Raw genomic sequence first — 23392 nt, 5'->3', positions numbered from 1 at the left:
GCTATGCAGATCTACCTGCCCATCGCCGAGGTCTCGGTCAACGCATTCCTGCTTTTGGGGATCGGCGGGCTGGTGGGTGTGCTCTCGGGGATGTTCGGCGTCGGCGGCGGGTTTCTGATCACGCCGCTTTTGTTTTTCGTGGGCATCCCGCCGGCCGTGGCCGTGGCCACCTCGGCCAACCAGATCGTCGCGTCGTCCTTTTCCGGCGTGCTGGCGCATCTCAAACGCAAGACCGTCGATCTGAAGATGGGCACCGTGCTGCTGGCCGGGGGCCTGGCCGGCGCCTGGGCCGGCGTGGCCGTGTTCAACCTGCTCAGGGAGATGGGCCAGGTCGATCTGCTGGTGCGGCTGTGCTATGTGCTGTTTCTCGGCGTGATCGGCACGCTGATGTTCGTCGAAAGCCTGCGCGCGATCCGGCGCAGCCGCGGTGGCGCGCCGCCCAAGCGCAAGCAACGCACCTGGGTGCACGCCCTGCCCTTCAAGATGAAGTTCCGCACCTCGGGACTTTATATCTCGGTTCTGCCGCCCTTGGCGGTCGGCGCCGCGGCGGGCGTGCTGGCGGCCATCATGGGGGTGGGCGGCGGCTTTATCATGGTGCCGGCGATGATCTACATCCTTGGCATGCCGACCAAGGTGGTGGTGGGCACGTCGCTGTTCCAGATCATCTTCGTCACCGCCTTCACCACGATTCTTCACGCCACCACCAACTACACGGTGGACATGGGGCTGGCCGTGCTGCTGATCGTGGGCGGCGTGATCGGGGCGCAGGTCGGCACCCAGATCGGGCTGAAGATGAAGGCCGAGCAGTTGCGCATCCTGCTGGCGCTCTTGGTCATGGCGGTCTGTGCCAAGCTGGCGCTCGACCTGCTGTTGCGCCCGGACGAGCTTTATACGCTGGCGGGGGGAAGGTGATGGGCTGGCGCGCGCTCCTTCTGCTGATCCTGCTCGCCCTGCCCGCGCGGGGCGAAGAGGTCGTCGCCGGGCTCAGCCAGACGCGCGTGGCGATCACCACCAATTTCTCGGGCTCCGAGATCCTGATCTTCGGCGCGGTCAAGCGCGGCGCGCCGATCCCGCAGGGCCAGCCGCTGCACGTGGTGGTGACGGTGGCCGGTCCCCACACCCCCGTCCTCGTGCGGCGCAAGGCGCGGCGCTTCGGGATCTGGGTCAACACCGACGCGGTCGAAGTGGACGCGGCCCCCAGTTTCTACGCGGTGGCCACGACCGGAACCCTGACAGAGGTGCTGAACGATACCGAGGATCTGCGCCACAAGGTCTCGATCCCCCGCGCGATCCGCTCGGTCGGCGCGCCCGAGGGCGTGGGCGCCTCTGCCGATTTCACCGAGGCGCTGATCCGCATCCGCAGCCGCGACGGGCTTTACCAGATGCATCCCGGCGCCGTGGACCTGCGCGAGCAGACGCTGTTTCGCACCTCGATCGCGCTGCCGGCCAACGTGACCGAGGGCGACTACACCACGCGCATCTTCCTGACACGCGACGGGGCGGTGGTCGACGCCTATCAGACGGAAATCGGCGTGCGAAAGGTGGGCCTGGAACGCTGGGTGTTCACGCTGGCCCATAACCAGCCGCTGATCTACGGCATCCTGTCGCTGGCCATCGCCATCGCCGCGGGCTGGGGCGCCTCGGCGGCGTTCCGCATGTTGCGGAACTGACGGCGGCCGCCCAAGGGTTTTGATCAGAACTCTTGGCATGGACGGTTTTGAAGGTTTTCCGGCATTGGACCGCTGCGGGGATTTCTTGCCGTTCGTCGCATCACTGCTCAGGGGTCGCGGGGGCCTGCCCACGGCACCCTGCTTTGGCGCGACGATCATCCCTGTCACGGAAAAGACGTGGCCGAGATGCCTTCGTCGGGCTAGCCTCTTGGCAGGCTTTCTTTTGGGATATCCCGATGGCGACCGACTTCTGCCGCTTGTTCAGCGTCAAGCACCCAGTCGTATTGGCTCCGATGGGGCGTGTGGGGACACCGGAACTTGTCGCCGCGGTCAGCAATGCCGGTGGGCTCGGGCTCGCGCCGCTTTGGGTCTACGGCCCCGATAAATTGAGATCGGAAGTGCGACGGATCAGGGATCTGACCGACAAGCCCTTCGGGGTGAACCTCAACATGGATTTCCGCAACGACGATCAGCTCGACATCTGCCTTGATGAGGGCGTCGATATCCTCTCGCTTTTCTGGGGCGACACAGGCGATTTCGTCGGCCGGGCCAAGGCCGCTGGCGCGAAGGTCATCATCACGGCCAGCACCGCCGCAGACGCCACAGAGGCGGTGGCCCTCGGCGCCGACGCGATCTGCGCGCAGGGGTGGGAGGCCGGCGGACATGTCGAGGGCACGGTCTCGACGATGGCGCTCGTGCCCGCGGTGGTCGATGCGGTGGGCGACGTCCCGGTCATCGCCGCGGGCGGCATCGCCGACGGGCGCGGGCTGGCGGCGGTGCTGGCGCTTGGCGCGTCGGCGGCATGGATCGGCACGCGCTTCCTTTCGGCAAAGGAGGCCTCCGTTCACCCGGAATACCTGGCGCGTCTATTGGCGGCGACAGAGAACGACACAGGCCACTACGACAATCTCTACGATATCGACTGGCCGAACGCGCCGCACAGGACCCTGAAGAACAGCACGTCGGCCATGTGGGAGGCCGCCGGGAAACCTCCGCTCGGGCAACGCCCCGGAGAAGGCGACATGCTTGCCCGACGCCCGGACGGAGGCGAGGTCTTCCGCTACGAAAGCGCGTCGCCCTATGCAGAGTTGAAGGGCGAGATCGAGGCGGTCTCCATGTGGTCGGGGCAGGGCGTGGGTCTTGTCAGAGAGGTCCAGCCGGCGGCCGAGATCGTCCGGGAAATCGTCGAGGAGGCCGGCGCGGTCATTCGGTCGTTGCGGTAGCGTGGCGCGTCACCCTTTGCAGGTGATGGTGTCGGCAAGGTCGTTTTCCCACAGCTCGACGCGCGACTTGTTTTCCAGCGCTTTGTTCGGGCCCGGCGCGCCCGCCCAGCGCCACCGACCGGCGATAGGTTGATGGCCGGGCCGAGTGGCCCGGTTCAGGGCGCGGGCTCTTCGGCGGTCAGCGTCAGTGGCGCGGCGGGCGCGGCCAGGTCGCCGGTGCCAAGCGCCTGCCGGGGCCGGCCCAGGCGGTAGCGCGTGATCCAGATCAGCCGCGATTCCGCGCGCGTGATCGCCACATAGGCCAGCCGCTTCCACAGGGGCTGCCCCGCCTCGACCCGGCCCGCCCGCGCCGCGGCGTAGAGGTCGGGCGCAAAGACCTGCACCGTGTCCCATTGCGACCCCTGCGCCTTATGGATGGTCACCGCCGCCCCGTGCAGGAAGGCCGCCCCCATGTTTGCGGCCTGGGGGATAAAGGGCTCGTCCTCGCCGGGCATCTCGATCTTGATGATCGAGGCGGCCGAGACCTGCGGCTCTTCCGCACCGATCACGTGCAACCGGGTAAACCCCGGGCGCCGGCCGGGGCCCAGATAGATCACCTGCGCCCCCTTGATCAGCCCCCGCGCCTCCAGGTCGAGCCGTTTCTTGCGGTACTTGAGCGGCAGTTCGATGCCGTCGCAGATCAGCGGCTCACCCGGCAGCAGCTCGGTTGCGGGCGCGCCATGGGCGGCGCGGAAGGCGTGGATCAGCCGGATGCGCGTCGCATTGCGCCAGACCAGCACCGGCGAGCGCGCCATCAGGTCGGAATCGACCCGCCCCGCGACCACGATACGATCGTCGCGCGCCGCGGCCGCCTCGATCTGCCTTTCGAAATCCTCGAAGCCAAGCTCGGGGTCGGCCAGCGCGTGGGCGAGATCGAGGATCGGGTTGTCGGCGGCCTGCCGGTGGATCCGGTGCAGCGTCAGCTTTTGCGCCTCGGGCAGACCGTCAAAGACCATCTCGCCCGACTGGTTCACCGGCGCCAGTTGCGCCGGGTCGCCGAACATCACCAGCGTCGGAAAGATCTCTTGCAGATCCTCGTACTGGCGCGCGTCCAGCATCGAGGCCTCGTCGACGAAGCCGATATCCAGCGGTTCCTCGCGCCGCTTCCAGCCGAGGATGAAATCGCTGCCCTTCAGCCCAGCCGCGGCCAGCGCGCCGGGAATCGACTTGTTGCCCTGGTAATAGGCGAAGGCCCGGTCGAGCGCGGCCTCGGTCAGCCCCTCGACCTCGGGCCGCTCGCCCTCGCCGGCCAGCCATTCGGCGATCTTTTCGTATTCGGGGTCGTAGACGGGCGTGTAGATGATCCGGTGGATCGTGGTCGCCGGCACGCCGCGCTGACGCAGGACGCTGGCCGCCTTGTTGGTGGGGGCCAGCACCGCCAGCGTGCGCCGATCCTTGCGCCGGCGCCCCTCGTAGTCGCCCGAAACGGTTGCGACGCCGGCCTCGCCCAGCGCCTTGACCAGCTCCGCCAGGAGCAGCGTCTTGCCCGAGCCCGCCTTGCCGGTAATCGCCAGCACCCCGGCCTTGCCCTCGGTGCGCGGGGTCAGCCTTGCGTTGTCGAGATCGACGCCCTGGCCGCGCAGCAGCTCTGCCACGCGGTCATGGGCCTCGGCCTGATCGTCGGAAAATGTCAGCGCGGTCAGGGTCATGGGGCGGAGCCTATCGCCCCGCCCTGCCCGGCGCCAGCACTCAGGCCGCGGACCCGGCCTCGAGCACGTCCTCGAAGGTGCGCAGCCCGGTGAGCGGCGCCTGCACCAGCACCGCCATATTACCCGGCTTGTGTTCGTTGCGCAGCATCTTCAGATGCGCGGCCGGTATTTCGGCCCAGGGGAACACCTCGGACATGCAGGGGTCGAGCCGGCGCTGCACCATCAGCCGGTTGGCCGCGGCCGCCTGCTTGAGATGCGCGAAGTGGCTACCCTGGATGCGCTTCTGGTGCATCCAGACATAGCGCGCATCCATCGTCAGGTTGAACCCGGTGGTGCCGGCGCAGATCACCACCATGCCGCCGCGCTTGACCACGAAGGTCGAGATCGGGAAGGTCGACTCGCCGGGATGCTCGAACACCATGTCGACATTCACGCCCTTGCCGGTGACCTCCCAGATCGCCTTGCCGAACTTGCGCGCCTCGGTGAACCACTCCTTGTATTCGGGCGTGTTCACCTTGGGCAGCTGGCCCCAGCATTTGAAGTCTTTGCGGTTGATCACGCCCTTGGCGCCGAGATTCATAACGAACTCGCGCTTGTCCTCGTCGGAAATCACGCCGATGGCGTTGGCCCCGGCGGTGTTGATCAGCTGGATCGCGTAGGAGCCCAGCCCCCCCGAGGCCCCCCAGACCAGCACGTTCTGCCCCGGCTTCAGCTCATGCGGATGGTGGCCGAAGAGCATCCGGTAGGCGGTGGCCAGCGTCAGCGTGTAACAGGCCGATTCCTCCCAGGTCAGGTGCTTGGGCCGCGGCAAGAGCTGCTGCGCCTGGACGCGGGTGAACTGGGCAAAGCTGCCATCGGGCGTCTCGTATCCCCAGATCCGCTGCGAGGGCGAGAACATCGGATCGCCGCCGTTGCATTCCTCGTCGTCGCCGTCATCCTGGTTGCAGTGGATCACGACCTCGTCGCCCACCTTCCAGGTTTTCACCTTGTCACCGACAGCCCAGACGATGCCCGAGGCATCCGAGCCGGCGATATGATAGGGCGCGCCATGGCCGTCGAAGGGCGAGATCGGCACGCCGAGCCCGGCCCAGACGCCGTTATAGTTGACGCCGGCGGCCATAACCAGCACCAGCACCTCGTGGCTGTCGATCACGGGGGTTTCCACCACCTCGACCTGAAAGCTCTTGTCAGGCTCGCCATGCCGCTCGCGCCGGATCGCCCAGGCGTACATCTTGGGCGGCACGAACCCGAGCGGCGGCATCTCGCCCACTTCGTATAGCTCTTTCTCGGGCGCCTCGTAGGGGACGACGGACGGGTTGGTGTCGAGTGCCATCGGGGCCTCCATGGTCGGTCAGAATGGTTTGCCGCAGCGCAGAATCGCCCGGCGCTTCCCGGTGAGATAGAAGTCTGCGCGCAACTTTGCAATGATAAACAGGGCCGAATGGGTAATTTTATGACCCTAAAAAGACGGGCGCGCGCTGCGTCGCGGCGTGATCGCGCTTGTCTGCTGTCCGTTCGCTTTGCGGGACCCTCAGGTCCCCGCAAAGCCCGCGCTTCCGAGTTTCCGTAGCGTCAGGGCGGGGTTTATGCTAACTTTTTAGAACGTGTGTAGGCTGGGGGGGATTCTGCAACGACCTGCGGCATGCGTAACCAGTCGGATCGACGGTTTTTTTGTCCGGCCCTGGTCATCATAGGAAGGAAATGAAAATGAAGAAGTTTGCACTTGCGCTTGGCGTCGCCGTGGCGTCGATCGCTGCGGTTCCGGCCTCGGCCCTGGGGGTTGACCCGAACACCGGACTTACCGATTTCGTGTTCAATTTTGGCGGTGTCGGCTCCAGCGCGACGTTCAGCGGCGACGACACCCTGGAAATAACGCTGGGCACCCGATCGACCCTCGATTTCCATGTCGAGGATTGCTGCAGCGACTTCGACGAGTGGGATCTGGTGGTGAACGGCGGCGTGGTTGCCTGGGATGCGATCCAGGGCGGCGACGGCAATGCCAACGGCGCCGCCGCGTTTGGCGCGCCGGGCGATTACTTCGAAGCCATCGCCGCCATCACGCTGGACGCAGGATCGCATACGTTCGACCTGACCCAGACCGTGGGGGTCTCCGGCGGATCGTGGCTGAATATCTCGCCGGCGCGTCCGTCCGAAGTGCCGCTGCCGGCCGGTGGCGTCCTGCTGATTGGTGCCATGGCCGCCCTTGGGCTGGCTCGCCGCAAGCGTTCCGCCTGACGCCATCGCCCGAGAGACAATGCGAAGCGGCCGCCCCGGGCGGCCGCTTACGTTTTCGCCGCGCCGCGGCACATTGGTAGGATACCCTGAGACCCGTCGCTTCCCGATAAGGTGGACGTTTTCGCGCGCCCAAGCGATCGCGTTTGCCCACTTGATGAGCTTTCGTCGGACCGGATCCCGGTATCGCCGTCTCGACCTCACGATAACCTTGACACGTGATCTCGCTAACTTAAGGTTTCAACGTGTGTTCGCGTGATTTCCAGTTAGTATTGAAACGAAAGGAAACTATGATGAAAATGCGTTATATTGCTTCCGGCATCGCAGGTATCATGATGGCGGCCGCCGCAGGTGCTTCGTCTGCCGCGGTGCTCGACTTCGACACGGTCGGCGACTGCAGTGGCGGTGACATCGTCACCATCTCCACGCTCGGCAGCGCGACATGTTCCGTGTCAGCATCTCCTGAAGGCAGTGACAGCTTGCTTCTGCAGACGCCCGGCACCTTCTCGCAGGCGCGCGCCGACTTCTCGTCGCTCGTGTCGTCCGTCTCGGTCGATCTCGGCGATTTCGCTCCGTCCGACTCCGACAACGTCTTTCTCGAGATCTTCGACTCTGGCGATAGCTCGCTGGGCTACGTCGATTTCCTCCGCCCCGGCAGTTCTGACGAGATGAACACGCTGTCGCTCTCGGCGGCCGGGATCGCCTACGCGGTGTTCGGAACGAACGGAGACGACATCGGCGCGATCTTCGCCGATAACCTGTCCTATGAAACGTCGGCCATTCCGCTTCCCGCAGGCGGCGTTTTGCTGATTGGCGCCCTGGGCGCCCTTGGGCTGGCCCGCCGCAAGCGTTCGGCCTGACGCCATCGCCCGAAAGACAATGCGAAGCGGCCGCCCCTGGCGGCCGCTTTCGTTTTCGCCGCGCCGCAGCACATTGACAGGGACCGATGATTCCCGATACTGCCCGGGGCACGCAATTATATTGCGGCGAAATCGAGAGGTCTGCCATGTCAAACGCCCCCAAAGACCGCCCCTGGCTGTTTCGCACCTATGCCGGCCATTCCACGGCCACGGCATCGAACGCGCTTTACCGGTCCAACCTCGCCCGGGGGCAGACGGGTCTTTCGGTGGCCTTCGACCTGCCCACCCAGACCGGGTATGACAGCGACCACGAACTGGCGCGCGGCGAGGTCGGCAAGGTGGGCGTCCCGGTGGCGCATCTGGGCGACATGCGGCTTTTGTTCGACCAGATCCCGCTGGAGCAGATGAACACCTCGATGACGATCAATGCACCGGCACCCTGGCTGCTGGCGCTTTACATCGCCGTCGCCGAGGAACAGGGCGCCGATGTGTCGAAACTGCAGGGCACCGTGCAGAACGACATCATCAAGGAATACCTCAGCCGCGGCACCTATATCTGCCCGCCCAAGCCATCGCTCAGGATGATAACCGACGTCGCGGCCTATACCCGCGAGCACCTGCCGAAATGGAACCCGATGAACGTGTGTTCCTACCACCTGCAAGAGGCCGGCGCGACGCCCGAGCAAGAGTTGGCCTATGCGCTGGCCACCGCCACCGCCGTGCTGGACGACCTCAAGGGCAAGGTGGCCGAAGAGGATTTCCCGGCGATGGTGGGGCGGATTTCCTTTTTCGTGAACGCGGGCATCCGCTTTGTGACCGAACTTTGCAAGATGCGCGCCTTCGTCGAGCTGTGGGATGAGATCTGCCGCGAGCGCTATGGTGTCGAAGACGCGAAATTCCGCCGCTTCCGCTACGGCGTGCAGGTCAACTCTCTCGGCCTGACCGAGCAGCAGCCGGAAAACAACGTCTACCGCATCCTGATCGAGATGCTGGCGGTGACGCTTTCGAAAAACGCCCGCGCCCGCGCCGTGCAATTGCCCGCCTGGAACGAGGCGCTGGGCCTGCCGCGCCCGTGGGACCAGCAATGGTCGCTCAGGATGCAGCAGATCCTGGCCTACGAGACCGACCTTCTGGAATACGAAGACCTCTTCGACGGCAACCCGGCGGTGACCGCCAGGGTGGAGGCGCTGAAAGAGGGGGCGCGGGCGGAACTGGCGCAGATCGACACGATGGGCGGCGCGGTGGCAGCCATCGAACACATGAAATCGCGGCTGGTGGAAAGCAACGCAGAGCGGATCGCGCGGGTGGAAAACGGCGAGACGGTCGTCGTCGGCGTCAACCGCTGGACCGAGGGCGAGTCCTCGCCGCTGACCGCCGGGGACGAGGCCATCATGATGGCCGACCCCGAGGCCGAGGCCGACCAGATCGCGCGGCTGGAGGCCTGGCGCGCCGGGCGTGACGAGGCCGCCGTCAAGGCCGCACTCGCCGCGCTGCGCGAGGCCGCCACGACGGGCGCCAATATCATGCCGCCCTCCATCGCGGCGGCCAAGGCCGGCGTGACCACCGGCGAATGGGGCGACGTGGTGCGCGGCGTGCACGGGCAATACCGTGCGCCCACCGGTGTGTCCGCCAGCCCCTCGAACCGCACCGAGGGGCTGGACGAGATCCGGACCGCCGTCGACGCGCTGGCCTCGCGCCTCGGGCGCAAGCCGAAATTCCTGGTCGGCAAGCCGGGGCTCGACGGCCATTCCAACGGCGCCGAGCAGATCGCCGCCCGCGCCCGCGACTGCGGCATGGACATCACCTACGAAGGCATCCGCCTGACCCCGGCCGAGATCGTCGCCGCGGCGCAAGAGCAGGGCGCCGACGTGCTGGGCCTGTCGATCCTGTCGGGCAGCCACATGCCGCTGATCGAGGAGCTGATGCAGCGCCTGCAGGCGGCCGGGCTGGCCCATATCCCCGTGGTGGTCGGCGGCATCATCCCCGAGGACGATGCCGAAAGGCTGCGCGCGCTGGGTGTGGCCAAGGTATATACGCCCAAGGATTTCGAACTGAATCGCATCATGTTCGATATCGTGGGCCTGATTGCACCAGCACCGGTCGCGGCGGAATAAGCCGCCAATTCCACCTTTGCGAAAGCAAAAGGAATTTGGTGGTCCTTTTGCGCGAATTTTTACCTCTCATTGTCACTCGATCGAAAAATCGTAACTCCGGTTTCTTGCCAGAGTTACGATTTCAATTGATCTTTTTTATCCCTTGGTAAATGTAGAACCAAAACAAGGAGAGAATTAATGGCTGTAGACCTCGACTCCATGTCGCTCAAGGAACTGGAAAAACTGCGCAAGAACATCGACAAGGCAATTGCCCGGCTCGAAGTTCGGCGCAAAGATGACGCCCGAAAAGCGGCAGAAGAGGCGGCGCGCCAATTCGGCTTTTCCCTCGATGAACTGACCGACGGCAAGAAACCCAAGAAAACCTCGCCGCCGAAATACCGCAACCCCGAAGACCCTAAGCAGACCTGGACCGGCCGCGGGCGTCAGCCCCGCTGGATCAAGGACGCAATCGAGGCCGGGCGCCCGATGAGCGATTTCGAGATCTGACCGGCGCCGATGTCGATACATATTGGCGCCCAACCGGGTGAGATCGCCGAGACGGTTCTTTTGCCCGGCGATCCGATGCGCGCGAAATGGGCCGCCGAAACGTTTCTGGACCGTCCGGCCTGCGTAAACCGCGTGCGGGGTATGCTGGGCTATACCGGCACCTGGCAGGGCCAGCGCATCACCATCCACGGCACCGGCATGGGCATGCCGTCGCTGTCGATATACGTCAACGAACTGATCCGCGATTACGGCGTCAAAACGCTGATCCGCATCGGCTCGACCGGGGCGATGCAGCGCGAGGTGGCGCTGCACGACCTGGTGCTGGCGATGACGGCCTCGACGCTGTCCACCCCCTCGTCCGGCATTTTCCGCGAGCTCAACTTCGCCCCCTGCGCCGATTGGGGGCTGTTGGAGGCGGCCCATCGGGCGGCCGTGTCGCGTGGCCGGCCGGTGCATGTCGGCGGCATCTATTCCTCCGACGCGTTCTACGACGAACGTCCCGACCTGAACGAGGCGATGACCCGCCACGGCATCCTCGCCGTCGAGATGGAAACCGCCGAGCTTTACACCCTCGCCGCGCGGCATGGGGCGCGGGCGCTGTCGGTGCTGACCGTGTCGGACCACCTGCTGACCGGCGCCGCGATGTCCTCTCAAGAGCGGGAAACGGGCTTTGCCGCCATGGTCGAGATCGCGCTCGAGGCCGCTCTGTCCTGACGGTCAGGCGCCGTGATGGCCGGCATAGCCGTTGGGCGCGGGCGGCTGCCACCCGTCCAGCGCCCCCGGTGCCGGCGCGAAGACCTCGACCAGAAGCGGATGACAGGTCGCGCTCTGCGGGCTGTTGGTGCCGCAGTCGCCCCAGGGACAGGCCGACAGCGCGCCCAGCAGGTCGATCTCGGCGAATGCCTCGATGTGGTCGCCGGGGCGCACGGGGCTGGGCTTGGTGAAATAGCGGTGGCTGTCGCGGGTAAACCCCGTGCACATGAAGACGTTCAGCACGTCGTGGACATGAGCCTCGGCCTCGGCGCGCGGCAGCCCGGTCTCGGCCGACAGCGCCCGGGTCAGGTTGGAATGACAGCACCTGTCGTAATCGCTGCCCGCCAGCAGGCGATGGGTATAGGGGTCGCAGCGGGTGCCGATCACGTCATGCACCCCGGCCCCGTCCGCGTCGTAGCCGTACCAGCCCAGCGTATCTTCGGTGATCGTCGCCATCGGGCGCAGATGGGGAAAGCAAGACCACATCCTGTCGCCCAGATCCAGATGCGTGCCATGCAGCGCCCGGGTCTTGCCTGAAAAGAACCGTTCAGACAAATCCTGCGCCGCCCAGAGGTTCAGGTCGCCGACCTGGGGGCCGTCGCTGCAGGTGATGCGAAAAAACTGCCCGGCCGCGACGCGGAAGGTCCGCGCGTCGCGGGGCGGCACGACGGTTTCGGCCACCTTTGCGGCCGCCGCGCGCGCCGCCCGGTAAAGCGCCAGGTCGGGCCCCGGCAGCGTCTCGGGCGGATAGGCGATCACCGGCGGCGCGGCGCGGCGGGCGGCGGCATCCTCGGGTGCAGACATGACGCCCTCCGGGCCTAGACGGCGCGCTCGAGCATCATCTTCTTGATCTGCGCGATCGCCTTGGCCGGGTTGAGGCCCTTGGGGCAGGTCTTGGTGCAGTTCATGATCGTGTGGCAGCGGTAGAGCTTGAAAGGGTCTTCAAGCTGGTCCAGGCGTTCGCCCGTCGCCTCGTCGCGGCTGTCGATGATCCAGCGATAGGCGTGCAGCAGCGCGGCGGGCCCGAGATATTTGTCGCCGTTCCACCAATAGCTGGGGCACGCGGCCGAGCAGGAGGCGCACATCACGCATTCATAGAGCCCGTCCAGCTTTTTGCGGTCTTCGATGGACTGGCGCCATTCCTTGGCGGGTGCGTTCGTCTCGGTCTCCAGCCACGGCATGATCGAGGCGTGCTGGGCGTAAAACATGGTCAGGTCGGGGATCAGGTCCTTGACCACGGGCATGTGCGGCAACGGGTAGATCTTCACCGTGCCCTTGATCTCGTCCATGCCGTAGGTGCAGGCCAGCGTGTTGATCCCGTCGATATTCATCGCGCACGATCCGCAGATGCCTTCGCGGCACGACCGGCGGAAGGTCAGCGTCGGGTCGATCTCGTTCTTGATCTTGATCAGCGCATCCAGAACCATCGGCCCGCAGGTGTCGAGATCGACGAAATAGGTGTCGACCCGGGGGTTTTCGCCGGTGTCGGGGTTCCAGCGGTAGATCTGGAACTTGCGCACATTGGTGGCGCCCTTGGGCTCGGGCCAGGTCTTGCCGGTCTTGACGACCGAGTTCTTGGGGAGCGTCAGTTGAACCATCGTCGCCTCCTCAGTAGACCCGCGCCTTGGGCGCGATCTTTTTCAGGTCGATCCCGCCCTTTTCGGCAGGGGACAGCGGCTCCAGGTGCACCGGCCGGTAGGCGAGCTTTACCTCCGCGCCCTCGATCCAAGAGAGCGTGTGCTTGCGCCAGTTGTCGTCGTCGCGGTCGGGGTAGTCCTCGTGTGCGTGCGCCCCACGGCTTTCCTTGCGCGCCTCGGCGCTGACGACGGTGGCCAGCGCGCTGGGCATCAGGTTGGTCAGCTCCAGCGTTTCCATCAGGTCGGAGTTCCAGATCAGCGAGCGGTCGGTGACCTTGATGTCGCCCATCTTGCCGGCGACCTCGGCCATCTTGGCGCAGCCGTCGGCCAGCGTCTTGTCGGTGCGGAAGACCGCCGCGTCGGCCTGCATGGTCTTTTGCATCTCCAGCCGCAGCTCGGCGGTCGGCACGTGGCCCGCGGCGTGGCGCAGCCCGTCGAACCGGTCCAGCGACTGCTGGATCGAGGCCGCGTTTGGCGTGGGCACGGCCGTTTCGGGGTCGACCACGTCCTTGGCACGGATCGCCGCGGCGCGGCCGAAGACCACCAGGTCGATCAGCGAATTCGACCCCAGCCGGTTGGCCCCATGCACCGAGGCACAGCCCGCCTCGCCCACGGCCATCAGGCCGGGCGCCACCCGGTCGGGGTGGTCTGGCGTGGGGTTCAGCACCTCGCCCCAGTAATTCGTCGGGATGCCGCCCATGTTGTAATGCACCGTCGGCAGCACCGGGATCGGCTCCTTCGTGACGTCGACGCCGGCGAAGATGCGCGCCGATTCCGAGATGCCGGGCAGGCGCTCGGCCAGCGTGTCGGGCGGCAGGTGGCTGAGGTTCAGGTGGATGTGATCCTTGCCCTCACCCACGCCGCGCCCTTCGCGGATCTCCATCGTCATGCAGCGCGAAACCACGTCGCGCGAGGCGAGGTCCTTGTAGGTCGGCGCGTAGCGTTCCATGAACCGCTCGCCCTCGGAATTGGTCAGGTAACCGCCCTCGCCGCGCGCACCCTCGGTGATCAGGCAGCCCGCGCCGTAGATGCCGGTGGGGTGGAACTGCACGAATTCCATGTCCTGCAGCGGCAGGCCCGCGCGCGCCACCATGCCGCCACCGTCGCCGGTGCAGGTATGCGCCGAGGTCGCGCTGAAATAGGCGCGCCCGTAGCCACCGGTGGCCAGCACCACCATCTTGGCGGCGAAGACATGCAGCGTGCCGTCATCCAGCTTCCACGCCAGCACGCCCTGGCACTGCCCGTCCTCGGACATGATCAGGTCGATGGCGAAGTATTCGATGAAGAACTCGGCCTTCTGCTTGAGGCTCTGGCCGTAAAGCGTGTGCAGGATCGCGTGACCGGTGCGGTCGGCGGCGGCGCAGGTGCGCTGCACCGGCGGGCCCTCGCCGAACTCGGTCGTGTGCCCGCCGAAGGGGCGCTGGTAGATGCGCCCTTCTTCGGTGCGTGAAAACGGCACGCCGTAATGTTCCAACTCGTAGACTGCCTTGGGCGCCTCGCGGGCGAGGTATTCCATCGCGTCGGTGTCGCCCAGCCAGTCAGACCCCTTGACGGTGTCGTACATGTGCCATTGCCAGTGGTCGGGCCCCATGTTGCCCAGCGACGCCGCGATGCCGCCCTGGGCGGCCACCGTGTGGCTGCGGGTCGGAAAGACCTTGGTCACGCATGCGGTGCGCAAGCCCTGCTCGGCCATGCCCAGCGTCGCCCGCAGGCCCGAGCCCCCGGCGCCCACCACCACCACGTCGTATTCGTGCGTCTCGTATTCGTAAGCGGCCATCTAGGTGGTCTCTCCAGTAGCTCAGAGGGCGAGGCGGACAACGGCGTAAAGCCCGGCCGCCATGGCGGTGTAGCTGATGCTGATCATCAGGATCAGCAAGGCCTTGCGAGTGACGCCGCTGGCGTAATCCTCGATCATGATCTGCACGCCGCGGCGGAAGTGGCCGAAGCCGACCCAGAATGTCAGGATGACCACCAGCGCCGGGAACGGGCGTGAAAAGGTCGCCACAACGTCTTCGTGGCTGCTGCCCAGCGACGAGCCCACGATCAGCACGAAAACCGGCATCAGCCCGATCAGGGCAACCGAACTGATCGTCGTGGTCCAATGCTCCATGGTCCCTGTCTTGGCCGCGCCCAGCCCCACGGCGCGCTTGCGGTCGGTGATGAAACGCATCGCTTCCCCCCCTCAGACGACGATCACGGTCAGGACCGTGAGAACGGCCGACCCGATGATGACGATCCAGCCCAGCTTTTCGGCGGTCTCCAGTTCCAGCCCGCGGCCCGAATCCCAGATCAGGTGCCGGATGCCCGCCAGCGTGTGGTACCAGAGCGCCCAGAGCGACCCGAACATGATCAGATCGCCGATCCAAGAGGTCAGCACCCAGTCGGCCCGCGCGAATGCCTCCGGCCCCTTGGCGGCCGCGAGGAACCACCAGACGATCAGGATGCTGCCCACAATCAGCGAATTGCCGGTGATGCGCGTCAGGATCGAGGTCACCGAGGTGATCTGGGGACGGTAGATTTGCAGATGGGGGGAAAGCGGCCGGTCTCCCCGGTTCACGTCAGCCATGATGTGCCTCTCGGATGCTACGTCGCGGGCTGGCCGCATGTGATAACGTTTTTTCGCCCGCTGTCACGGCTTGGCGGCGCTAACAGCGCCGTTTTTTCGCAGTCGCAGCGAAAAAACGGTGTTTTGTGATCACCAGATAGCAGCAAGTGATCACAATTCCACCCCCGCGATCAAAGCGGCATCAGCGCCCAATAGTCGAGATCGAGCAGGACCTCGGGCAGGTACTTGCCGTCCTCGCCCTTCAGCGCGCCCGGCTGGCCGCCTGCCTTGACCGCGACCAGCCGCAGCCGGATCGCGCCCACGCCCGGCGCGCCGGTTTCGGCCTTGTCCAGAACCTCGGACCATGCCTTGACGGTATCGCCCGCGAAGCAGGGGTTGGCATGCGCGCCCCCGTTGAGCCCGACAATCATCTGCGCGTTGGCCAGCCCGTTGAACGACAGCGCGCGGGCCAGGCTGATGACATGGCCGCCATAGATCAGCCGCTTGCCGTCGTCGCGGAAGGTGGCGTCGAAATGCACCTTGGCGGTGTTCTGCCACAGCCGCGTGGCCAGCATGTGCTCGGCCTCTTCGACGGTGACGCCGTCGACATGGTCGATCACCTCGCCAAGTTCGTAATCGCCCCAACGGTGCGGCTCGCCCGCCAGCGTGAAATCGTAACCGCTGAAACTCAGCGCCGGCGGCACCACCAGGTCGTCCGCCGCCACGGCCTTGGCCAGGTCCGGTATCGCCGTCACGGGCGCCGGGGCGTCGAGGTCGCGCTTGCGCACCATCACCCAGCGCACGTAGTCGAGCACCGTCTCGCCCGTCTGGTTCAGCCCCCTTGTGCGCACCCAGACCACGCCCGACGTGCCGTTCGAGTTCTGCTTGAGCCCGATCACCTCGGATTCGGAGCGCAGCGTATCGCCGGGCCAGACCGGGCGGTGCCAGCGCCCCTCGGCATAGCCGAGATTGGCCACCGCGTTCAGCGAGATGTCCGGGACCGTCTTGCCGAAGACGGTGTGAAACGCGATCAGGTCATCGAGCGGTGCGGCCGGCAAGCCGCAGCCCTGGGCGAACGCATCGGAGGAAAAAAGCGCGTGCCGCGCCGGGTAGAGCGCGTGGTAGAGCGCCCGCTCGCCGCCCGACACCGTGCGCGGCACCGCGTGCGCAATCACCTGCCCCAGCGCGTAGTCTTCGAAAAACCGGCCCGGATTGGTCTTGGCCATACTCTATAGATCTCCCAGCTTGATATCGGGCGCGTAGGCGCCCTCTACATCCTTGACCACGGCCTGGGCACAGCGCATCCGGCCGCTGCCCGCGTCGTAGGCATAGGCCGGGTCGCCATGCAGGACCCAGCCCCTGGCCAGCGCCTCGGATACCTTGTGGCAAAAGGCGGAATCGTCCTCACCCGTCAGCAAACGGTAAGCGCGCATCGGCTCATCCGAAGGGGTTGTAGCCCAGCAGCGTGTGCAAGAGCGCCACGACGCCGAACACCACGATCCCGCCGGCCACGGCGACCAGTTCCTTCTTCGCCGGCGGGCGCGGCGGCGGCGTCCAGTTGGGCTCGGCGCGGTTGATCAGCGCCATCTCGGCCACGCCCCAGGCCAGAAGCCCGCCAAACAGCACGATCGACGCGACATCGCCGTTGACCAGCAGGTGCGCCACTGCCCACGTCTTGAAGCCGATAAGCTGCGGGTGCCGGATGATGCGCGTGATGCGCGTCTTCGCGCCCGAGGCCGCGTAGAGATAGAAGGCAAAGAGCACGAGAAGGTTGTTGAACCCGGTCATCGCCGCGGTCCGCCCCCAAAGCGTGGGCGTGTCGGCCATGCGGTAGCCGACCACCATCAGTACGATCGAGGCCACGATCGCCACCGCGACCACCCCCTTGGTGCCGCCTTCGCCGATCGTGCCGACCAGGCGACCATGGGCGCCGGGGGCCAGCCGTTTGAACAGATGCGCCGCGCTCCAGAGCAGAACGCCCAGAATCAGCCAGATCATGTCTCCGCCTCCAAATCTGCAATCGCCGCCGCCTTGGCGAGCGTTTCCCTCGCTGTAATGATATGCAGATTTTCCACAATACGACCATCCACCACGGCCACGCCCTGACCGGCGGCCTCGGCCTCTTCAAAGGCGGAAATCTGCCGGCGGGCGAGGTCGATCTCGGCCTCGGCGGGGGCGAAGGCGGCGTTGGCGGCAGCAACCTGGGCGGGGTGGATCAGCGTCTTGCCGTCAAAGCCCATGTCGCGGCCCTGGTCGCATTCGGCCTTCAGGCCGTCCTCGTCCTTGAACGCGTTATAGACGCCGTCGACGGCCACGATCCCCTCCGCGCGGGCGGCCAGCAGGCAATGGCCGAGGCTGGCGAGCAGCGGCATCCGGTCGGCGCGAAAGCGGCAGCCGAGTTCCTTGGCCAGGTCGTTGGTGCCCATCACGAAACCCGCCAGTTGCGGATGCGCGGCAATCGCAGCGGCGTTGAGGATGCCGCGCGGCGTTTCCATCATCGCCCAGAGCGGCACACCGGGGGCGAGGGCGGCAAGCGCGTCCAGTTGTTCGGGGCTTTCCACCTTGGGCAGCAGCAGCGCATCGGGGCCGACCCCGGCCAGCGCCGCCACGTCGTCGCGGCCCCATTCGGTATCCAGCCCGTTGACCCGCACGATCCGCGCCCGCTTGCCATACCCGCCGGCGGTCAGCGTCTCGGCCAGCAACGCACGCGCCGCGGGCTTTTCATCCACCGCCACCGCGTCCTCGAGATCGAAGATGATCGCGTCCACGGCCAGCGTCTTGGCCTTTTCCAGCGCGCGCTGTTTCGAGCCGGGGATGTAGAGAACGGAACGGTACGGGCGGGCGCGCGGATCCATGATTCCTCCTGGGGGTCATTTTGTTGCGCAAACGATCACAGGCCGGACATATTGCGCAACCCCTATTCTGCCGCACCGCAGAAAACGGGCTCAGCTCAGCGAATCCCAGATCAGCTTGGTCCCGGTGACGGTCAACAGAACGTAGGTGATGGCGAAAAACAGCCCCTCGGGCACCAGGCGATGCGCCCGCACCCCCAGCCAGGCCCCCAAGAGCGCGAAGGGCGCCAGCAGCAGGTCCGCGCGCAGCGTTGCCCCGGTGAAGATGCCAAGCAGCGCGTAGGGCACGAACTTGTAGATGTTGACCAGCCAGAAGATCAGCACCGTGCTGGCCTGGTAGGTGGTCTTGCCCATGCCCTGCGCCAGCAGGTAGATCGCCACCGGCGGCCCGCCCGCGTGGCTGATAAAGCTGGTGAACCCCGCCAGAAGCCCGGCAACCAGCCCCGCCTCGCGCGAAAACGGCTCGGCCCGGTACCGCAGCAGGCGCAGCCGCACGGCCATCTGGAACGCGACGAAGCCGACCGCCACGGCGCCGATGAGAAACCGGAACAGATCGGCCGGCGCCACCTCGTAAAGCCCCGCGCCCAGCGCCACGCCGGGCAGCGCGCCCAGCGCGATCAGCCGGACAGAGGGCATGTGCCATTGCCCCCAATAGGGCCTCAGTGTGGCCAGATCGACCAGCATCAACAGCGGCAGCATCACCCCAAGCGCCGTGGCCGGATCGACCACCAGCGCCAGAATCGGTGTCGCGGCAAAGGCGGCGCCCGATCCGAATCCGGCTTTCGAAACCCCGGCGAAAATCACCGCGGGAATTGCAAGGGCCCAGAAGGTCGCGTCGGTCAGCTCCACCGGTCTGCCCCGGAAAATCTTCGATAGCCAAAGCCTTAGTCGATACGCCAGGCAAAGGAAAGCGACAGGGCCGACCCCGCTGCGGCGCGGCGCTCTTGCGCGGACGGCGGGGAAGGACTACGCAACGCCCACCAAAAAACCAGTCAGGGACATACCTCATGGCCAGACCCAAGATCGCCCTCATCGGCGCCGGACAGATCGGCGGCACGCTTGCCCATCTCGTCGCGCTCAAGGAGCTGGGCGACGTCGTTCTGTTCGACATCGCCGACGGCGTGCCGCAGGGCAAGGCACTCGACATCGCGGAATCCGGCCCCTCGGAAGGCTTCGACGCCAGCCTGAAGGGCACCACCGACTATGCCGATATCGCCGGCGCAGATGTCTGCATCGTGACCGCAGGCGTGCCGCGCAAGCCGGGGATGAGCCGCGACGACCTGCTCGGCATCAACCTCAAGGTCATGAAATCCGTGGGCGAGGGCATCCGCGACAACGCGCCGAACGCTTTCGTGATCTGCATCACCAACCCGCTGGACGCGATGGTCTGGGCGCTGCAGCAATATTCCGGCCTGCCGCCCGAAAAGGTGGTCGGCATGGCCGGCGTGCTCGACAGCGCGCGGTTCCGCCATTTCCTGAGCCTGGAATTCGACGTGTCGATGAAGGACGTCACCGCGTTCGTGCTCGGCGGGCACGGCGACACGATGGTGCCGCTGACGCGCTACTCGACCGTGGGCGGCATCCCGCTGCCCGACCTGGTCAAGATGGGCTGGACCAGCCAGGACAAGCTGGACGCGATCGTACAGCGCACCCGCGACGGCGGCGCCGAGATCGTCGGCCTGCTCAAGACCGGCTCTGCCTATTACGCGCCGGCCACCTCGGCCATCGAGATGGCCGAGTCCTACCTCAAGGACCAGCGCCGGGTTCTGCCCTGCGCGGCATGGTGCGACGGCGCGCTCGGGCTCAACGGGCTTTACGTGGGCGTTCCCACGGTGATCGGCGCGAACGGCATCGAAAAAGTGATCGACATCACCCTTGCGAAAGACGAGCAGGCGATGTTCGACAAATCGGTCGACGCCGTGCGGGGCCTCGTCGAGGCCTGCAAGGGCATCGACGACTCGCTTGCCTGAGGGCGCTGAACGCTAGACGACCGGGCCGGCCCTTCGGGACCGGCCTTTTCTTTCGCAGCCCCGCGCCCCGATATGGGCGCTTTGTGATCACACGATTTCCAGCCGTGATCACAAATTGCAGAAATCCCGCCGTTCCAGGCGTCTTGCGGCAGAAAGACGTTTCGCCGCACAGGCCGCTGTGCCAAGCAGGCCGAAACCGGAACCACATGGGACAGCTTGATGAATATCCATGAGTACCAGGCCAAGGCGCTCTTGCGCAGCTACGGCGCCCCGGTGTCCGACGGCCACGTCGTGACCCGCGCCGAAGAGGCCAAGAGCATCGCCGGCGAGCTTGACGGCCCGCTCTGGGTCGTCAAGGCGCAGATCCACGCCGGCGGCCGCGGCAAGGGCCAGTTCAAAGAGGCCGAGGCCGGCGAAAAGGGCGGCGTGCGCCTTGCCAAATCGGTGGGCGAGGCCGCCGAAGAGGCCAGAAAGATGCTCGGCCGCACCCTTGTCACGCACCAGACCGGCCCCGCGGGCAAGCAGGTCGGCCGCGTCTATATCGAGGACGGCTCGGACATCGCGCGCGAGCTTTACCTTGCGCTGCTGGTCGACCGGCAGACCAGCCGCGTCGCGTTCGTCTGCTCGACCGAGGGCGGCATGGATATCGAAGACGTCGCCGCCAAGACGCCCGAGCGGATCCTTTCCTTCTCGGTCGACCCGGTCACCGGCTACCAGGGTTTCCACGGCCGGCGTATCGCCTTTGCGCTGGGCCTCGAAGGCCAGCAGGTCAAGCAATGCGTCAAGCTGATGAGCCAGCTCTACAAGTGCTTCATCGAGAAGGACTGCGAGATGCTGGAGATCAACCCGCTGATCGTCACCGAAGCGGGCAACCTGAAATGCCTCGACGCCAAGATGGGCTTTGACTCGAACGCGCTTTACCGCAACGACGACATCCTCGCCCTGCGCGACGAGACCGAGGAAGACCCCAAGGAGTTGCAGGCCAGCAAGTATGACCTGAACTACATCGCGCTCGATGGCGAGATCGGCTGCATGGTCAACGGCGCCGGGCTGGCGATGGCGACGATGGACATCATCAAGCTTTACGGGTCCGAACCCGCCAACTTCCTCGATGTGGGCGGCGGCGCCACCAAGGAGAAGGTGACCGAGGCGTTCAAGATCATCACGAGCGACGAGAACGTGAAGGGCATCCTCGTGAACATCTTCGGCGGCATCATGCGCTGCGACGTGATCGCCGAGGGCGTGGTGGCGGCCGTGAAAGAGGTCGGCCTGAAGGTGCCGCTGGTGGTGCGGCTGGAAGGCACCAATGTCGAGAAGGGCAAGGAGATCATCAACGGCTCGGGCCTCGACGTGATCGCGGCGGACGACTTGAGCGATGCCGCCGAGAAGATCGTGAAGGCGGTGAAAGGCTAGAGCGAATGCCGTACACTTTTAAGACCAACGAGCTCTCAAAACTTCCGAGAACCGACGAAGAATTGACGCTTACATCCAACCACAATCACGTGGTGGGCGAGTTCGCGCAAAGCGACCCCGTCTTTGTGTTCGTTGAGAACGGCTCTATTCTCGGTGCGGTCGGAGGCATGGTCGCCAGAGGTATGCTGGTTGATGCGACGCCGGTTGAAAAGTCGGTGCGACTCACCATCCGGTTCGATGGCGTAAAGGTGTCCGCACCATTGTCATTGAAGAATCTCGATCGCTTCGCTCACCCAAAAAAATACCACCTGCCGGAACGTGACAATCCGGCATTGAGGGGCGTTTTCTCCATTTTGCAAGATGTTGCCGAAATCAGAAGAAACACGACGGGCCAGCCGGTTCATGCGCTCTCTGAAGATGCCGCAGACTGGCTGAACCTGTACCATTTCGAGAAAGAGAGAAGCTAATGGCTGTCCTCGTAGACGAAAACACCAAGGTCATCTGCCAGGGCTTCACCGGCTCGCAGGGCACCTTCCACTCCGAACAGGCCATCGCCTATGGCACGCAGATGGTCGGCGGCGTGACGCCGGGCAAAGGGGGCCAGACGCACCTGGACCTGCCGGTCTTCAACTCTTGCCACGAGGCGGTGCAAAAGACCGGGGCGAACGCGTCCGTCATCTACGTGCCGCCCCCCTTCGCCGCCGACTCGATCCTCGAAGCGATCGACGCCGAGATCCCGCTGATCGTCTGCATCACCGAGGGCATCCCGGTCATGGACATGATGACCGTCAAGCGCGCGCTGGAAGGGACGAAATCGGTCCTTGTCGGCCCCAACTGCCCCGGCGTCATCACCCCCGAGGCCTGCAAGATCGGCATCATGCCCGGCCACATCCACAAGCGCGGTTCGGTCGGCGTCGTCTCGCGCTCGGGCACCCTGACCTACGAGGCCGTCAAGCAGACCACCGATGTCGGCCTTGGCCAGTCGACCTGCGTGGGCATCGGCGGCGACCCGATCAAGGGGACGGAACATATCGACGTGCTGGAATGGTTCCTCGCCGACGATGAAACCCAGTCGATCATCATGATCGGCGAAATCGGCGGCTCGGCCGAGGAAGAGGCCGCGCAGTTCCTCGCCGACGAGGCCAAGAAGGGCCGCAGGAAACCCACGGCGGGCTTTATCGCCGGCCGCACAGCGCCCCCGGGCCGGCGCATGGGCCACGCCGGCGCCATCGTCGCCGGCGGCAAGGGCGGCGCCGAGGACAAGATCGAGGCAATGAAAGCGGCGGGCATCGTGGTCGCCGACAGCCCGGCCGAACTGGGCCAGGCTGTGTTGAAGGCGATCGGCTAGGGAAACCGGTCGCCAAGGGAGGGAACATGGGCTTCGGCAATGCCGTAAAGACCTGTTTCAGGAAGTATTTCACCTTTTCGGGGCGGGCCAGCCGCCCCGAATACTGGTGGTTCGCGCTGTTCGTGTTTGTCGGCAGCCTCGTCCTGGGCGGCCTCGACGCGTCGCTGTTCGGCACCACCGTGGTCGAAACCGACGGCGCGACCGAGATCCGCTCGAACGGACCGCTGGGGGGGCTGTTTGCGCTGGCCACCTTCATACCCGGCCTCTCCGCCGGCTGGCGGCGGATGCATGACAGCGGACGGTCCGGTTTCTACCTGCTTTACCCGCTGATCGTCATGCTCGGCATCGGCAGTTTCGCCGCCTTTGTCGGCGGGTTCGACCCGCTGATCTCGGGCAGCGCCGAGGCGGTGGTCGGCTCGATCGCCGGGCTGGTCCTGCTGGTGGCCGGGCTGGTGTTCCTGGTCTCGCCGCTGCTGGTTTTATGGTGGCTGACCCGCCCCTCGCAGCCGGGCAGCAACGAATACGGACCCAACCCGCAGAGGGCCGCGCCATGGAGCTGACCCGCCCGACCCGTCTGCATAACCGACGATGGCCCAGCCAC

General features: G+C 65.8%; 25 protein-coding genes. 13 read left to right on the top strand and 12 right to left on the bottom strand.

The window, feature by feature from the left end; genetic code table 11:
- Positions 1 to 3 precede the first annotated feature (3 nt).
- From Ga0609869_RS08160 to Ga0609869_RS08150, 3 genes are all read left to right on the top strand, one after another.
- On the top strand, positions 4 to 912 hold the full coding sequence (locus Ga0609869_RS08160; RefSeq protein ID WP_125408602.1) for a sulfite exporter TauE/SafE family protein: 909 nt from the start codon (positions 4 to 6) through the stop codon (positions 910 to 912).
- Positions 912 to 1670: a TIGR02186 family protein gene (locus Ga0609869_RS08155; RefSeq protein ID WP_125408601.1), complete on the top strand. Its 759-nt coding sequence runs from the start codon at positions 912 to 914 to the stop codon at positions 1668 to 1670. Before Ga0609869_RS08160 ends, Ga0609869_RS08155 begins: the two co-directional genes overlap by 1 nt.
- Positions 1671 to 1906: 236 nt before the next feature.
- A complete protein-coding gene (locus tag Ga0609869_RS08150; protein WP_125408600.1) occupies positions 1907 to 2893 on the top strand; it encodes an NAD(P)H-dependent flavin oxidoreductase in 987 nt (328 codons plus the stop codon).
- Positions 2894 to 3048: 155 nt separating this feature from the next.
- Here Ga0609869_RS08150 and Ga0609869_RS08145 read toward each other — a convergent pair whose 3' ends face one another.
- A complete protein-coding gene (locus Ga0609869_RS08145) occupies positions 3049 to 4581 on the bottom strand; it encodes an ATP-dependent DNA helicase (protein ID WP_125408599.1) in 1533 nt (510 codons plus the stop codon).
- A gap of 40 nt (positions 4582 to 4621) precedes the next feature.
- On the bottom strand, positions 4622 to 5914 hold the full coding sequence (gene ccrA / locus Ga0609869_RS08140; RefSeq protein ID WP_125408598.1) for a crotonyl-CoA carboxylase/reductase: 1293 nt from the start codon (positions 5912 to 5914) through the stop codon (positions 4622 to 4624).
- A gap of 374 nt (positions 5915 to 6288) precedes the next feature.
- Between ccrA and Ga0609869_RS08135 the strand changes: the two genes are divergently transcribed.
- From Ga0609869_RS08135 to deoD, 5 genes are all read left to right on the top strand, one after another.
- Positions 6289 to 6816 carry a VPLPA-CTERM sorting domain-containing protein gene (locus Ga0609869_RS08135; RefSeq protein WP_245972425.1) on the top strand — a complete coding sequence of 176 codons (528 nt, stop codon included), beginning with the start codon at positions 6289 to 6291 and terminating at the stop codon, positions 6814 to 6816.
- Positions 6817 to 7106: 290 nt separating this feature from the next.
- The gene (locus Ga0609869_RS08130; RefSeq protein WP_170168882.1) at positions 7107 to 7673 is read left to right on the top strand and encodes a VPLPA-CTERM sorting domain-containing protein; all 567 of its coding nucleotides are present in this window, start codon (positions 7107 to 7109) and stop codon (positions 7671 to 7673) included.
- 146 nt (positions 7674 to 7819) lie between these two features.
- Positions 7820 to 9787, top strand: coding sequence for a protein meaA (locus Ga0609869_RS08125; RefSeq protein WP_125408595.1), 1968 nt, complete (start codon positions 7820 to 7822; stop codon positions 9785 to 9787).
- A 177-nt stretch (positions 9788 to 9964) separates the two neighbouring features.
- A complete protein-coding gene (locus Ga0609869_RS08120; protein WP_125408594.1) occupies positions 9965 to 10273 on the top strand; it encodes an H-NS histone family protein in 309 nt (102 codons plus the stop codon).
- Between the two features lie 9 nt (positions 10274 to 10282).
- On the top strand, positions 10283 to 10987 hold the full coding sequence (gene deoD / locus Ga0609869_RS08115; protein ID WP_125408593.1) for a purine-nucleoside phosphorylase: 705 nt from the start codon (positions 10283 to 10285) through the stop codon (positions 10985 to 10987).
- A 3-nt stretch (positions 10988 to 10990) separates the two neighbouring features.
- Here the strand turns inward: deoD and Ga0609869_RS08110 are convergent, their stop codons facing one another.
- The 10 genes from Ga0609869_RS08110 to Ga0609869_RS08065 form a co-directional block, all read right to left on the bottom strand.
- On the bottom strand, positions 10991 to 11830 hold the full coding sequence (locus tag Ga0609869_RS08110) for an urea carboxylase-associated family protein (protein WP_125408592.1): 840 nt from the start codon (positions 11828 to 11830) through the stop codon (positions 10991 to 10993).
- Positions 11831 to 11844: 14 nt separating this feature from the next.
- The gene (locus Ga0609869_RS08105; RefSeq protein WP_125408591.1) at positions 11845 to 12624 is read right to left on the bottom strand and encodes a succinate dehydrogenase iron-sulfur subunit; all 780 of its coding nucleotides are present in this window, start codon (positions 12622 to 12624) and stop codon (positions 11845 to 11847) included.
- Between the two features lie 10 nt (positions 12625 to 12634).
- Positions 12635 to 14440 carry a succinate dehydrogenase flavoprotein subunit gene (gene sdhA, locus Ga0609869_RS08100; protein WP_125408590.1) on the bottom strand — a complete coding sequence of 602 codons (1806 nt, stop codon included), beginning with the start codon at positions 14438 to 14440 and terminating at the stop codon, positions 12635 to 12637.
- A gap of 21 nt (positions 14441 to 14461) precedes the next feature.
- Positions 14462 to 14833 carry a succinate dehydrogenase, hydrophobic membrane anchor protein gene (locus tag Ga0609869_RS08095; protein WP_125408589.1) on the bottom strand — a complete coding sequence of 124 codons (372 nt, stop codon included), beginning with the start codon at positions 14831 to 14833 and terminating at the stop codon, positions 14462 to 14464.
- 12 nt (positions 14834 to 14845) lie between these two features.
- Positions 14846 to 15229 carry a succinate dehydrogenase, cytochrome b556 subunit gene (sdhC, locus tag Ga0609869_RS08090; RefSeq protein ID WP_125408588.1) on the bottom strand — a complete coding sequence of 128 codons (384 nt, stop codon included), beginning with the start codon at positions 15227 to 15229 and terminating at the stop codon, positions 14846 to 14848.
- A 170-nt stretch (positions 15230 to 15399) separates the two neighbouring features.
- Entirely contained in the window at positions 15400 to 16434 is a 1035-nt protein-coding gene (locus Ga0609869_RS08085) for a MaoC family dehydratase (protein WP_125408587.1), read from the bottom strand.
- A 3-nt stretch (positions 16435 to 16437) separates the two neighbouring features.
- A complete protein-coding gene (locus Ga0609869_RS08080) occupies positions 16438 to 16641 on the bottom strand; it encodes a DUF1737 domain-containing protein (protein WP_125408586.1) in 204 nt (67 codons plus the stop codon).
- Positions 16642 to 16645: 4 nt separating this feature from the next.
- Positions 16646 to 17206 carry an NnrU family protein gene (locus tag Ga0609869_RS08075; protein WP_125408585.1) on the bottom strand — a complete coding sequence of 187 codons (561 nt, stop codon included), beginning with the start codon at positions 17204 to 17206 and terminating at the stop codon, positions 16646 to 16648.
- Positions 17203 to 18063 carry an HpcH/HpaI aldolase/citrate lyase family protein gene (locus Ga0609869_RS08070; RefSeq protein ID WP_125408584.1) on the bottom strand — a complete coding sequence of 287 codons (861 nt, stop codon included), beginning with the start codon at positions 18061 to 18063 and terminating at the stop codon, positions 17203 to 17205. The genes Ga0609869_RS08075 and Ga0609869_RS08070 overlap by 4 nt, the downstream gene beginning before the upstream one ends.
- Before the next feature lie 90 nt (positions 18064 to 18153).
- Positions 18154 to 18909, bottom strand: coding sequence for a sulfite exporter TauE/SafE family protein (locus Ga0609869_RS08065; RefSeq protein ID WP_125408583.1), 756 nt, complete (start codon positions 18907 to 18909; stop codon positions 18154 to 18156).
- Positions 18910 to 19067: 158 nt separating this feature from the next.
- Between Ga0609869_RS08065 and mdh the strand changes: the two genes are divergently transcribed.
- From mdh to Ga0609869_RS08040, 5 genes are all read left to right on the top strand, one after another.
- Positions 19068 to 20030 (top strand): malate dehydrogenase, encoded by a 963-nt coding sequence (gene mdh / locus Ga0609869_RS08060; protein WP_125408582.1) that lies wholly within the window; start codon positions 19068 to 19070, stop codon positions 20028 to 20030.
- A gap of 219 nt (positions 20031 to 20249) precedes the next feature.
- On the top strand, positions 20250 to 21443 hold the full coding sequence (sucC, locus tag Ga0609869_RS08055; RefSeq protein ID WP_125408581.1) for an ADP-forming succinate--CoA ligase subunit beta: 1194 nt from the start codon (positions 20250 to 20252) through the stop codon (positions 21441 to 21443).
- Between the two features lie 5 nt (positions 21444 to 21448).
- The gene (locus tag Ga0609869_RS08050) at positions 21449 to 21910 is read left to right on the top strand and encodes a hypothetical protein (RefSeq protein WP_125408580.1); all 462 of its coding nucleotides are present in this window, start codon (positions 21449 to 21451) and stop codon (positions 21908 to 21910) included.
- Entirely contained in the window at positions 21910 to 22791 is an 882-nt protein-coding gene (gene sucD / locus Ga0609869_RS08045; RefSeq protein ID WP_125408579.1) for a succinate--CoA ligase subunit alpha, read from the top strand. The genes Ga0609869_RS08050 and sucD overlap by 1 nt, the downstream gene beginning before the upstream one ends.
- 26 nt (positions 22792 to 22817) lie before the next feature.
- Positions 22818 to 23351: a DUF805 domain-containing protein gene (locus Ga0609869_RS08040; RefSeq protein ID WP_125408578.1), complete on the top strand. Its 534-nt coding sequence runs from the start codon at positions 22818 to 22820 to the stop codon at positions 23349 to 23351.
- The last annotated feature ends 41 nt before the right edge of the window (positions 23352 to 23392 follow it).

The sequence above is a fragment of the Rhodovulum iodosum genome (genome assembly GCF_041020385.1).
In the GTDB taxonomy this organism is placed as follows: Bacteria; Pseudomonadota; Alphaproteobacteria; order Rhodobacterales; family Rhodobacteraceae; genus Rhodovulum; species Rhodovulum iodosum.
Note: the sequence above shows the minus strand (reverse complement) of the source record. Positions and strands in the feature narration are given on the sequence as shown.